Annotated in this window: 13 protein-coding genes; 8 read left to right on the top strand and 5 right to left on the bottom strand. The window is 58.6% G+C overall.

Annotated features, from left to right (window positions below):
- Positions 1-81 precede the first annotated feature (81 nt).
- Entirely contained in the window at positions 82-1314 is a 1233-nt protein-coding gene (locus tag IGS75_RS04160; RefSeq protein WP_141350550.1) for a glycosyltransferase family 4 protein, read from the top strand.
- Positions 1315-1425: 111 nt separating this feature from the next.
- On the opposite strand, the gene IGS75_RS04155 is transcribed toward IGS75_RS04160, so the two are convergent.
- Positions 1426-1794 (bottom strand): hypothetical protein, encoded by a 369-nt coding sequence (locus IGS75_RS04155; protein WP_141350553.1) that lies wholly within the window; start codon positions 1792-1794, stop codon positions 1426-1428.
- Between the two features lie 448 nt (positions 1795-2242).
- Here IGS75_RS04155 and IGS75_RS04150 point away from each other — a divergent pair, with 448 nt between their 5' ends.
- Positions 2243-2686, top strand: coding sequence for a hypothetical protein (locus IGS75_RS04150; RefSeq protein WP_141350556.1), 444 nt, complete (start codon positions 2243-2245; stop codon positions 2684-2686).
- Positions 2687-2750: 64 nt separating this feature from the next.
- On the opposite strand, the gene dps is transcribed toward IGS75_RS04150, so the two are convergent.
- On the bottom strand, positions 2751-3290 hold the full coding sequence (gene dps / locus IGS75_RS04145; protein WP_141350559.1) for a DNA starvation/stationary phase protection protein Dps: 540 nt from the start codon (positions 3288-3290) through the stop codon (positions 2751-2753).
- Positions 3291-3665: 375 nt separating this feature from the next.
- Here dps and pstC point away from each other — a divergent pair, with 375 nt between their 5' ends.
- The 6 genes from pstC to IGS75_RS04115 are packed head-to-tail and all read left to right on the top strand — an operon-like array spanning position 3666 to position 9074.
- On the top strand, positions 3666-4646 hold the full coding sequence (pstC, locus tag IGS75_RS04140; RefSeq protein WP_141350562.1) for a phosphate ABC transporter permease subunit PstC: 981 nt from the start codon (positions 3666-3668) through the stop codon (positions 4644-4646).
- Positions 4643-5515 (top strand): phosphate ABC transporter permease PstA, encoded by an 873-nt coding sequence (gene pstA, locus IGS75_RS04135; protein WP_141350565.1) that lies wholly within the window; start codon positions 4643-4645, stop codon positions 5513-5515. Before pstC ends, pstA begins: the two co-directional genes overlap by 4 nt.
- 20 nt (positions 5516-5535) lie before the next feature.
- The gene (gene pstB, locus IGS75_RS04130; protein WP_174787527.1) at positions 5536-6342 is read left to right on the top strand and encodes a phosphate ABC transporter ATP-binding protein PstB; all 807 of its coding nucleotides are present in this window, start codon (positions 5536-5538) and stop codon (positions 6340-6342) included.
- A 6-nt stretch (positions 6343-6348) separates the two neighbouring features.
- Positions 6349-7083: a phosphate signaling complex protein PhoU gene (gene phoU, locus IGS75_RS04125; protein ID WP_141350571.1), complete on the top strand. Its 735-nt coding sequence runs from the start codon at positions 6349-6351 to the stop codon at positions 7081-7083.
- On the top strand, positions 7080-7802 hold the full coding sequence (locus tag IGS75_RS04120; protein WP_202257716.1) for a response regulator: 723 nt from the start codon (positions 7080-7082) through the stop codon (positions 7800-7802). The genes phoU and IGS75_RS04120 overlap by 4 nt, the downstream gene beginning before the upstream one ends.
- A 57-nt stretch (positions 7803-7859) precedes the next feature.
- The gene (locus IGS75_RS04115) at positions 7860-9074 is read left to right on the top strand and encodes a sensor histidine kinase (RefSeq protein ID WP_202257714.1); all 1215 of its coding nucleotides are present in this window, start codon (positions 7860-7862) and stop codon (positions 9072-9074) included.
- Positions 9075-9172: 98 nt separating this feature from the next.
- Here the strand turns inward: IGS75_RS04115 and IGS75_RS04110 are convergent, their stop codons facing one another.
- The 3 genes from IGS75_RS04110 to IGS75_RS04100 form a co-directional block, all read right to left on the bottom strand.
- On the bottom strand, positions 9173-9496 hold the full coding sequence (locus IGS75_RS04110) for a hypothetical protein (RefSeq protein ID WP_202257712.1): 324 nt from the start codon (positions 9494-9496) through the stop codon (positions 9173-9175).
- 70 nt (positions 9497-9566) lie between these two features.
- Entirely contained in the window at positions 9567-10982 is a 1416-nt protein-coding gene (locus IGS75_RS04105; protein ID WP_202257710.1) for an amino acid permease, read from the bottom strand.
- A 191-nt stretch (positions 10983-11173) separates the two neighbouring features.
- Complete coding sequence (locus tag IGS75_RS04100; RefSeq protein ID WP_202257708.1) at positions 11174-12427, bottom strand: lytic transglycosylase domain-containing protein; 1254 nt, start codon at positions 12425-12427, stop codon at positions 11174-11176.
- Between the last annotated feature and the right edge of the window lie 31 nt (positions 12428-12458).

The raw sequence follows: 12458 nt of genomic DNA, 5'->3' as shown, positions 1-12458 counted from the left end.
CTTTGAAAACTGCTGTCATCTGCTGTCCTCTCCGTGTGCGAACAGGAAACCGCAGAGGCGTTCTGTCGCTCTGGAGAAGACGTGCGTTATCTATTCGTCCATCAGAATTTTCCAGGACAGTTCCTGCATTTTGTCCGCCATCTTCTGGCGCAGGGACATGAGATTGTCTTCATCTCCGAAGCGAACAGCAATCATATTCCCGGTGTCCGCCGTGCCATTTACCGAGTGCCGCGCCTGCCTTCGATGGAAACCCATCGCAGCCTGAGGGAATTCGAATACGGTCTGCTCAGGGCCGAAGCCGTCGCCACGGCAGCCCGGACGCTGAAGGGGCTGGGGTATGAGCCCGATATCATCATCGGTCATCACGGCTGGGGTGAGCTGCTTAATCTGGTCGATGTTTTTCCGGCCTGCCCAATTCTCGGATATTTCGAGTTCTTTTATCATGCCGACCAGAACGACGTGGGGTTCGACCCGGAATTTCCGCCTTCATCGGAGCTTGCCGCGTCCGTGCGGGTCAAGAACGCGATCAATCTGCAGGCGCTCTGCCTGGCGAACGGATATGGCCAGTGCCCCACGCAGTTCCAGCTCGGAACCTATCCCATTTGGGCGCAGGAAAAGATTTCCCTGTTGCGCGAAGGCGTCAATCTGGAACTCTGCGCCCCCGAACCGCAGGCCAGACGGCGCAACTTTGTTATCAAAGACGTCCGGATCACGCCCAAAACCCCGCTCGTCACCTATGTGGCCCGTGATCTCGAGCCCTATCGCGGCTTTCACGTCGTCATGCGTGCGCTTCCACGTATTCTTTCCGAACGCAAAGACGCGCATGTCATTCTCGTTGGTGGCGACAAGGTCAGCTATGGCACGCTACCGCCAGATGCGAGAAGCTGGCGCGAGGTCATGCTCCGCGAGTTGGGAGACAGGCTGGATCTCGATCGCGTACATTTTGTAGGAAAGGTCGAATATGACGATTTTCGTGCTCTCTTGCGGCGTTCAGATGCCCATCTGTATCTGACCTACCCGTTCGTCGCTTCCTGGTCTCTGCGCGAAGCCATGGCCACAGGCTGTCCGATCATCGGAAGCAACACGGCACCGGTGCGGGAGTTCATCACGGATGACGTCACGGGTCGGCTGGTGCCGTTTCTGGAGCCCGAGAAGATCGCCGAAACCACGCTTGCGCTTCTGGACGATCGCAGGACGGCCCGTCGTCTAGGACAGGAAGCCCGGCGTTACGCTGAGGCCGAACTCTGTCTGAACGATTATCTGCAGCGTTACGACGATCTGGTCGAGCAGATTGCGAGAGTGCACCGCTCCTGATGGTCGCAAAATAGTCTGTGGCCCTGCAGCGCATTGTAAGATCGCGCGGCTGACAGCTTTGTTGAGGGCGCGCCGTATAGCCCGCAAAGTTCAGATGTGTTGACCAGCGCATCATGGCGCTGTTGGAAATGATGCCACATCCTTGATGCTGCCGGTCGTGAGCTTCTTCTCGACCTCGCGTGAACGGATCCGCAGATTGGCGCCTTCTGCAGGATGGCGGACCTTGCGAAAGATCTTGGAAATCTCCTTTCCGTAATAATCATAAAGCCATTTCATGGCTGTCTCGTGATTGAAGATCGTAAACCAGGGTTCTTGACGGTAGTGGATGTTGTCCCTGATTTCTGCCGGTGGGTCGTAATTCCAGTACATGCAAAGATGGGAGGAGGTCGGGTTCGGGCGGGTAATATTTTCCCTGCTCTTGAGGCCACCAGGCGGGTACCGTAGGGCTAGTTCCAGATAAGGCCTGTCCGACTTTCCCATCCTGCCAGGTGATCTGGATATCCTGAATGTAATTGGCGAGCGCAGGTGAATATGTTGCCAGATTTTCAAATTCCTCCGGTAGCGGCATATTGGAGGATTTTAGGGGGAATAGCAGTCTGATCTGAAGAAGATACTGGATTAAAGGAAATTCCGACTGTCATTTGTTGTGTGTATCGAAAAATAACCTGTAAAAATTAGGGATATTTGATAACTATTCTGATATAATTTCAAGATGATGAGATTGGGTATTATGGATTTATAAATCACATATATCATTTTTCATCATTATATAAAACATTCAAGAAGTCTTTTTTTATTCTATTGATCAATAATTTCATTATGGCTTTGGGTATTTCTCGTCTTTTTCATGATTTTTCTGTATTTCGGAGCTCCGATCGACTGACGTCCGGACAGGGAATCGGGCAGGATGAGGTGGGGAGAAATTACAATGGTGAATGACATCGTAGTATCGGTTTTGAAAAGCGCTCTGGGCCGTTGGGTGTGCAAAAAAGATCTGTCATCCCATCCGTCCTTGCTTTCGGAACCGGATCTTCATGCTCTTGCCGTGGCGACACAGGCAGGGATGTTGAGCTCATCTTCACTGGAGGGAGAACCGGAATGGGGCAATCTGAGGGAGTTAACGAAGGACTGGATTGTTCAGCAGAAACCAGGCGTGGCACCAGGCCCGTTGCAGTTCAATGATTTCGAACATTTGGCCGCTTTGATCTCACCGGTACTTTCAAAGGGGCTCGCACCTCAGTCGGTCTCGGAGTTAGCCGTATCACAACATGAGCTGTCGCAGGACGATATTCAGCCGCAGGTGGTGGATCGTTGGGTGCGCGAGGCTCCGGAACTGGCGTTTGCCCGCGAGCATCTCGAGCGCTGTCTCTGAACAGTAAAACGCCCCACAGGAGATCTGTGGAGCGTCGGAAGGCTTAGTTGGTGCCCGGAGTTGATCAGCTCCGGCTTCCCTTGTGGTCGCCGTCGCGCATCTGGCCCGTCGGCTCCTGTACATGTGCTTCCAGGAACCAGAGATGCTTGTCGAGACCACGGGACACTTCCGTAAAGATGTCGGCCGTATCGTCGTCGCCAGCCTCGTCCGTCACCTTGATGGACTCACGCATGTTGTTGGCAACCGTCGCGTAACGATCGATCAACGCCGCCAGATGGTCGGCCACGCGGTAGATGTTGTTCGGATAAGGCTTACAGGCGCTGTTTTTGGTAACATCCTGTACGGTCCCCAATGCTGTACCGCCAAGCTGGACAGCACGTTCGGCGACAGTATCGGAGAAGCCGTCGATGCTGGAACGGAAGCCGTCGAGCATTTCATGAACGCCGATGAACTGCGGTCCCTTGAGGTTCCAGTGAGCCTGCTTGGTGATCAGCGCCAGATCAATCAGGTCGGAAAGACGGGCGTTCAGCGTCTCGATGGAAACATTCTTGGTGTTGTCTGCCGTGTTGTTCTGAGTCACGTGGCGGTCGGTTCTGGAAACCATGAGAATACTCCTGAATATCGGAATGTGACCCGAAGACGGGATTCAGGTCGTGAAAATTTTCTTGTGCCCCCTTACTGTTTCAGGGCCTCGCTCATCTAAACGTGTCATCTATGCCACGGTTGCGTCGCGAATTTTAGGTGAGGGTTGGCAATCTCATGGTTTGCTGCCGGGTGAGGTGTTCGGAGCTGCTACCCGAGCCTTCTATTGGCCGTTCACGGCGGTTTGTAACGGCCATGACCTGTGGAGATGACATAAATCTTTCATCCCGTGTTGTTCCTGTTCTGGTTGTTCTTCCATGACAGGACGGCTAATGCACTGGTGTGGTGGCTGTAGCTGCCGGATAATGCCCGTTTTTCAAGTCAGAGCTCCTCACGCATGACCCTTGCCACAGCCACGCAGCCCGACGAGGCCCGCGACAAGGCCGGTGTTTCTCACAGTGGAAGCCGCCGCAGCGGGCCCGATACCGCATTTCATCTTCTGGTCGCCGCTTCGGCGCTTCTGGTTCTGGTGGTGCTGGGCGGTCTTGTGCTCCTTATGGGCGTGGGGGGCAGTCAGGCTTTCCGGACGTTTGGTCTTGGGTTTGCCTTCCATGATGTCTGGAACCCGGTCGCTGATCAGTACGGGGCCTGGGCGCCGCTGTTCGGTACGATCGTCAGCACGCTGATTGGTGTGGCGATTGCCCTGCCGCTGGCGTTTGGAACTGCATTCTGGCTGACGGCAATGGCCCCCCCCCGGATTGCTGCAATTGTCGGAACAGCCGTGCAACTTCTGGCTGCCGTGCCCTCCATCATCTTCGGTATGTGGGGCTTTTTCACGATTGTTCCCTTCATGGCGCGGACGGTTCAGCCTTTCCTGACCCACCACTTCAGGCATGTTCCGGGGTTAAGATTCATTATTCATGGTGCGCCCTTCGGTACGGGGCTCATGACGGCCGGTCTGGTGCTGGCGGTCATGATCGCACCTTTCATGACCGCCGTGATGCGCGACGTGTTTGCCGCCATGCCTGCCATGCTGCGTGAAAGCGCCTATGGCCTGGGCGCCACGCGCTGGGACGTGATGTGGAAGGTGGTGGTGCCCTGGTCCCGGACGGGCATGATCGGTGCGATTGTTCTCGGGATGGGGCGTGCCTTGGGTGAAACCATGGCCGTGACCTTTGTGATCGGAAATGTGACGGCTGTTGGCTGGTCGCTGTTTGCGCCCCGCAGTACGGTGGCCTCTCTGATCGCCCTTCAGTTCCCGGAAAGCCCGGCCGGGTCGCTGCGTCTGTCCGCGTTGCTGGCGCTGGGCTTCATCCTGATGCTGTTGTCCTTTGCCAGTCTGGCGCTTGCGCGGATGTTGCGGGGAGATACGAAATGAGCGAAACCTTCGTCTCCACGACCGGCTGGAAGCCCAACCCGCGGGCTGCTCGTCGGCGCCGCGCCGATCATTTGGCGACCGCTTTTGGTATGTTGATGGCTGGCATCCTTGTGCTGGTGTTGGCATCCATCCTGTGGACGCTGCTGTCACGCGGACTTTCCGGTCTGTCTGCCGCCGCGATCATGAAGCCGATGGGACCGCCCGGATCGTCTTCTGGGCTGGCGAACGCGATCGTGGGTAGTCTGGTCCAGACCTTCATGGCGCTGCTGATGGCGACGCCTCTTGGCCTTGGATGCGGGATCTATCTTTCCGAATACGGGACAGAAACCAACAAGTTCGCGTCTTGTGTCCGCTTTGTGTCCGACGTGCTGATGTCAGTGCCGTCCATTCTGGTGGGCCTGTTCGTCTATCAAGTGTTGGTGGCACCGTTCGGCCATTTTTCTGCGCTTGCTGGCTCTGTTGCGCTGGCGATCCTGGCGGTGCCGATCATTGTGCGTACGACCGAGGACATGCTGCGGCTTGTTCCGACGTCCATGCGCGAAGCTGGGGCTGCTCTTGGTGCGACACGCTGGCGGGTGACTCTTTCGCTGTGTCTGCGTTCTGCCAAGACGGGCGTTCTGACGGGTATTCTGCTGGCTTTGGCCCGGGTGAGCGGTGAGACGGCGCCGCTGCTGTTTACGTCGCTCGGCAACCAGAATTGGTCTTTCAGCCTCAATCGGCCGATGGCGAGCCTGCCGGTGACGATCTATCAGTATGCCGGTGCATCCTATGAAGACTGGGTACAACTGGCCTGGGCCGGCGCGCTTCTGGTGACGATGGGTGTGCTGGCCATCAACATTGCTGTCCGCGTTTCGGCGCGACGCGGATGACCCCGGGAACAAGGCAGGGGATGATACAGGATTCCATGATGACCGAGATTGATCTGCAGGTAGCGAAAAGCCCTGAAGTGGCGCTGGCTGTCCGCAACCTGAACTTCTACTATGGTGAAAACCACGCCCTGCACGATATTTCGATCGACTTCCCGGCCCGCCGTGTTACGGCCATGATCGGGCCGAGCGGATGTGGTAAATCCACACTGCTGCGGATTTTTAACCGCATGTACGACCTGTATCCCGGCCAGCGCGCGACGGGCGAGGTGATTTTCGACGGGCGCAATGTTCTGGAACGTGATCTGGATCTGAACATCCTGCGTGCCCGTGTGGGTATGGTGTTCCAGAAGCCGACGCCATTCCCGATGTCGATCTACGACAACATCGCCTTTGGTGTGCGTCTGCATGAGAAGCTGAACAAGGCTGACATGGACGCTCGTGTCCAGGACGTGCTGACCCGTGTCGCACTGTGGAACGAAGTCCGGGACCGTCTGAATGCACCTGCTTCCGGTCTTTCGGGTGGTCAGCAGCAGCGTCTGTGTATCGCCCGTTCGATTGCAACGCGCCCGGAAGTGCTGCTCCTCGATGAGCCGACCTCGGCGCTGGATCCGATTTCCACGGCGCGCATTGAGGAACTTCTCGACGAACTCAAGGAAGAGTTCACGATCGCGATTGTGACCCACAACATGCAGCAGGCTGCACGCTGCGCTGATCAGGTGGCTTTCTTTTATATGGGGCGGCTGATCGAAGTGGACAGTGCTGATCGGATGTTTACCAATCCGAAGCAGCAGCAGACCCAGGACTACATCACCGGCAGGTTTGGATAACGCGTCATGGCTGACAGATCTCACATCGTCAAAAGCTACGAACAGGAGCTGGGTCAACTCCGGTCTATGATGGCGCAGATGGGCGGCATCGTGGAAAATCAGGTGGCTCTCGCGCTTTCCGCTATTGCGGATCGTAACGAGGAAGCTGCGGATGCGGCCGCCCGTCAGGACCCGGAAGTCGATCAGCTTGAACGCGAGGTCGAAGGCCTTGCGATTCGCCTTCTGGCCCTGCGCAGCCCCATGGCAGGCGATCTGCGCGAGATTGTGGCCGCCCTGAAGATCACCGGTGATCTGGAACGTATTGGTGATTACGCCTCGTCCATCGCTCGGCGTTCCCTGCGGATCCGGATGCCGGAAAACCAAATTTCGCTTTCGGGCCTGCGCAGCATGGGCCGTCTGGTGCAGGAAAATCTGCGTCGGTCGATCGATGCTATTACGCAGCAGGATTCCAACCGCGCCATGGAAGTCTGGCATTCGGACCGCGCCGTGGACGAGTATTATACGGCGCTGTTCCGCGAACTCGTGACGTACATGATGGAAGATGCCCGCAATATACGGGCTTGCACGGAACTGCTGTTCATCGCCAAGAACCTCGAGCGAATCGGCGATCATGCGACCAACGTCGCTGAGCGCGTCTTCTATGCCGTGACGGGTGATAACCTGCCGTCCCTGCGTCCGCGCGGGGCTCCGGCGTCGGCCCTGACGGCGACAGAGACGATGCAGGAGCCTGACGTCCGGTGAAGGTCCCTTCACCGGCACGTGCCAAGGGCCTCGTTCTGCTGGTCGAGGACGATCCGGCCCTTCTCCTGATGACTCGCTATAATCTCGAGCAGCGCGGATATCGTGTTGAGACGGCAGAGGACGGAGAAGCGGCCCTTCTGGCGCTTGAGACGGCCCGTCCGGATGCTGTGGTGCTGGACTGGATGCTCCCGGGCTTGTCCGGGCTGGATGTGTGTCGCCGGATCCGCGCCAATCCCGCATTGCGCGACGTTCCGGTTCTGCTTCTGACGGCGCGTTCGGCTGAGCAGGATGCGATCCGTGGGCTGGATACGGGCGCGGACGACTATCTGATGAAGCCGTGCAGTATTGATACGCTTGATGCGCGTCTGCGGGCGCTTCTGCGTCGGCATCAGTCCTCTTATGACCGCCTGTCCTTTGCGGACGTCACGCTGGACCCGGAAACGCACCGCGTGGAGCGGGCTGGGCGGATGCTTGCGCTCGGACCGACAGAATACCGTCTGCTGGATTTGCTGATTCGCAATCCGCGCAAGGTGTTTTCCCGTGAAGATCTGCTGCGTCGGATCTGGGGTCAGAACATCCATGTCGAGATCCGGACGATCGACGTCCATATCCGGCGTCTGCGCAAGGCCATCAATGGGCCGGACGAGGTCGATCTGGTGCGGACCGTGCGGGCGGCCGGTTATGCCTTGGATGACGGCCCGACGACGGATGGCGGCTGACTGGTGCCGCCGGGAGGATTGCCGCCTGCAGCGGATATGCTGCCACTGCAGGTGGGCATGGTCCTCGTATGCGTTGCCTTGGCAGGATGGGTTCTGGCGGTTTGGCTCCTGTTGCGACAGCCCCGGGTTCCGACGTCTCCGCCTGATGATTATCTAAGACCGGTTTCTCCGGCTGATTTGCCAGTCGATCCTCTTCCCGCCTGTGTGCTGGTGCTGGATGGGCTGGGAGCGGTCGTGCAGGTCAATGAGGAAGCCGCCTCCCAGTTCGGGGAAACGGTTGGTGCCATTCTGCGTCATCCTGCAGCGCGCGCCGCCCTTTCTGCGGCGTTGCGTGCTCCGGTTCCGGCTAGTCCATCAGGTAACAGTAACCGGGGGGATCTGCCGCCGGTCTGCTCCACGACCTTTACGCTCGATGTGCCGGTTCCGCGCACGCTTCACCTGATGCTGCGCCGACTTCCCGGCGGGAAGGGGCAGGACAGGCGTGTTCTGGTGGTGCTGACCGACCGGAGCGAGGCGCAAGCTGCGGACAGAATGCGCATGGATTTCGTGGCTCATGCCAGTCACGAACTGCGCACGCCGCTTGCTTCGCTGAGCGGGTTCATCGACGCGTTGCAGGGGGCTGCCGGGGAAAACCCGGTCATGCGGCATCAGTTCCTCGACATCATGCGGCAGCAGTCCGAGCGACTGAAACGGCTGATCGACCGTCTATTATACCTGTCACGCGTGCAGGCGCATGAGCATCAGCGTCCCCGGGACGTGGTGGATGTGGCTGATCTCATGGCGGTGGTGCTCGGGGAAGTTGCGCCGCGTTTCGAGCAGGAAGGGCGCACCCTGAAGCTGGAGATCCAGGACGATCTGTTGGTCCGCGCTGACGAAGATGAGATGGTGCAGGTTCTGCTTAACCTGATCGAAAATGCCCTGCGTTATGGTGCACAGGAGGGCGATCCGTTGACCATCACCCTGTTCGCACGGCGTGCGGCTAGTCCGGATGATCGCTGGCCTGCGGATGGTGGCGTCATTCTTGGGATCGAGGACAATGGCTGCGGGATGGAAGCGTATCATCTGCCGCGCCTGACCGAGCGTTTCTACCGTGTGGGCGCGCCGACGGACGGGGCCGGGCAGGGAACGGGGCTCGGTCTGTCCATCGTACGGCACATCCTGGACCGGCATGGCGGGCGACTGCGGATTGCGAGTGCGCCGGGAAAAGGAACGACCTGTCTGGTCTGGTTGCCGCCTGCGGGGGCGGCACTTTCTGTTTCTGCAATGGAATGAAATCTTCCTTCTGAAATCATCAAAAGGTGTTGTGACAGTGAGAGCTCTTCGTAGTTTCCGCCATGTCGGACTGGCTGCTCTGCTGGCGAGCTGCATGTTCACGCAGCTTCATGCGGCCGATATAGATTGACGGGATGATCTACAATTTCTAGTGCGATGATCGGCATTTGCGCGACATCCTGCTCCGGATAATATCGGATTTCTACGCGACCGAGCCTCCGGAATGGACGGTCGCGTAGGATCTTGACGTGCTGGCGGTGAAAGAAAAGCGCAACTGGGTCTATGAGGGCGTGGACTGCCTGCGCAGCCAGTAGAATCTTTACGTAATCAACCTTTCCGACGGCAGCGAGGACGCCATGACCGTCCAGATTCAGGACCTGAGCTATGCCTATCTGGAGTTCGAGCCGGGTCGGAGGACGCACTGAGGCTTTGTATCATGTGGACACAAAAAGGGCGCTCCTAAGAGGGCCCTTTTTGTGTCGGAAAAGAAAATCAACCGTGGCGGCGACCGCGATCCAGCAGGCACCAGCCGCCAATCAGGATGGCGCCGATCAGGGGGATGGCACCGATCGTGATCGTGCCGTCCGGGTAGTCGAAAGCCATCATGATCAAGACGAAACCCAGAAAGCCCAGAGTGGCCCAAGTCGTATAGGGGGCGCCGGGCATATTGAAGCCTGTCGACGTGATGTCACCGCGGTTGATTGCAGCCCGCAGGCGGAGCTGGCACAGCAGGATGAAGCCCCAGGTGCTGATGATGCCCAGCGCCGAGAAGTTCAGGACGATTTCGAACACGCGCGACGGGATGAGGTAGTTCAGCATCACGCCCACCAGATAAACACCCAGCGTGGTGAGGATGCCGACATAGGGCACGGAACTGCGGTTCAGCTTACTCAGAGCTTTAGGGCCGGAGCCACCAAGGGCGAGGGCGCGCAGGACGCGACCCGTGGAATACAGTCCGGAATTGAGGCTGGAAAGCGCGGCGGTTAGCACTACAATGTTCATGATGGTGCCGATGCCCGGAATGCCAAGCGCCTGAAAGAACGTTACGAATGGGCTCGTGCCAGCATGATATTCCGTCCAGGGTAGCAGGCAGACCAGCAGAATCACGGAGCCTACATAGAACAGGGCAATGCGCCAGATGACGCTGTTGATGGCGCGCGGAAGAATTTCACGCGCGTCCTCGCACTCGCCTGCGGCTGTGCCCAGCAGTTCAATGCCTGAATAGGCGAACACCACGCCCTGAAGCAGCATGAGGGCCGAGAAGAGACCATGCGGGAAGATTCCGCCGTTTTCGGTAATCAGGTGAAAGCCGGTCGTATGGCCCGCCACCGGCATGCGTGTCCCGAGAATGATGGCTCCGGCAATAAGAAAGAGTGCAAGTGCCACGACCTTGATCAGGGAAAACCAGAATTCCATCTCGCCGAAATAGCGCACGCCGATCATGTTCATTGTGCCGACGATCGCCAGCGCCACAAGGGCGAAAACCCATTGCGGGACCGGCAGGAAGACCGCCCAGTAATGCATGTACAGGGCTACAGCCGTGATATCGACGATGCCGGTCATGGCCCAGTTCAGGAAGGACAGCCAGCCAGCCATATAGGCAGCACGTTCGCCAAGAAATTCCCGCGCATAGGTCACGAAGCTGCCGCTGGTCGGGCGGTACATGACCAGTTCGCCCAGTGCACGCAGGATCAGGAACGAAAAGACGCCGCAAATTGCATAGATGATAGCAAGGGACGGCCCAGCCACCTGAAGCCGTGAGCCCGCGCCCAGAAACAGTCCTGTTCCGATAGCGCCACCAATGGCGATCATCTGCACATGACGGCGTCCGAGGTCTTTGTGGTAGCCTTCCTCACTGATGGCCCCTGCATGGGTCGGGGTGTGATCGGGAGCCGGGCTTGTCGTCATCTGCGCGTCCTGGGAAGTCGTCGTAAAAGGTGTGGGTCAAGCTGTATGAGGCATGACGAGAGGCCAGGCCGTGAGGGCCTACGCTTCATGCGCGTCAGCTATGTGTGGCATGCATGGGAACATAGGCGAAAGTGACCGCATTGCCAACGCGGATTGCTTCTGAGGCTGAAACTGCTCTCCGGACTGTGCCTTCAATGTCCTGGCGGGACAGCCATGCAGGCCATTCCCTGCCTGGAAAGAGTCGAGCAGGCCTGAGCTGCTCCGACACGGCTGATCCCCGTCAGACGGGCACGCCAGACCGTGGTTCCATGGCTGGGAGTAGGATGAACTTCGATTCGGGCCGATTGCAGCGATGTGAACGCGGCCTGTCGCGCCATGGTGGCAGCGAACTTTGCCTGCCCGATACTGCCGAAGGCCCCCACCTGAACTGCCCAGGGGCCATAGCTTCCGGGACGCCTGTAGCCGACGACCATGGTGGTCGATTCTGTTGGCTGTGTCGGCAGAGTATGGGGTGTTGGAATAGCAGGGGCGGGCGGGAGCGGGTGTGAAGAGACTGGCTCCTGAATGGTCAGCGTATCGCCAGCAGGTCTGGAAACAAAGGTCGGGGACGGTGCTGCGAGGGGTGGTGTGTTGACGGGCTGGATGGCACACGGCACGTCGGGATCGTAGGCATCGTTCGGGTTGCACGGAATGGCGCTGGGTGCTGTGATGGGCGTCTGGGCGGCGGAACTCGTGACATGCCGGCTGGCCCAGACCTGCCCTACACTGCGTGCTGATGCCGTCATGACCGGCGCAGGGGTTGTTGGGGCCACGCCTGCGAGGGCTGTGCCGGACTGCGAGGCGTTCAGCTGATCGGCGGTGGCATAAGCCGCCAGCGGACCGGTCATGGCGATCTGCGTGCCGAGGTGTGGCGTGATGCTCGCAACGTAATTGACGGTTTCGTTGGGCAGTTGCCGCCCCTCGTAGAGATAGTCCTCAAGCCGCTGCGGACCGGCATTGTAAGCGGCCAGAAAGGCCGGAGCCCCGTATTTTCGCGCGAGAATGCTGATATAGCCCGTGCCCGCCATGATGTTGTCATGCGGCTCGTAAGGATCTGAACGTAGACTGTAGCGCGAGCGCATGTCGGCATAGGTCTGGGGCATGAGCTGCATCAGGCCCATTGCCCCGGAATGGGACGTGATGGGCCGTCCGTCCAGAAACTGGTGCCCCCCCGATTCCTGATGGATCACGGCACGGATCCAGTCCTGGGGAATCGAAAAGCGGTTTGCGGCCTGGATGATATACGGACCCCACGGATCGCTGGCCGGACCGGGGGCGCGATATGCGCCGCTTGAGGAATAGTACCGGTTGTACGGAGAATGCTGGGACGCGCAGCCTGCAAGGGCCGCAAGGCTCAGGATGATGGTTCCCGTCTGAAGGAAGACTCGCCTTTTCCTGAGCATCATAAACCCACTGTTAATCTTTTATGCCGATGAT

This window comes from Gluconobacter sphaericus (genome assembly GCF_016757795.1).
Lineage (GTDB): Bacteria > Pseudomonadota > Alphaproteobacteria > Acetobacterales > Acetobacteraceae > Gluconobacter > Gluconobacter sphaericus.
This window is presented reverse-complemented; position numbering and strand designations above follow the sequence as displayed.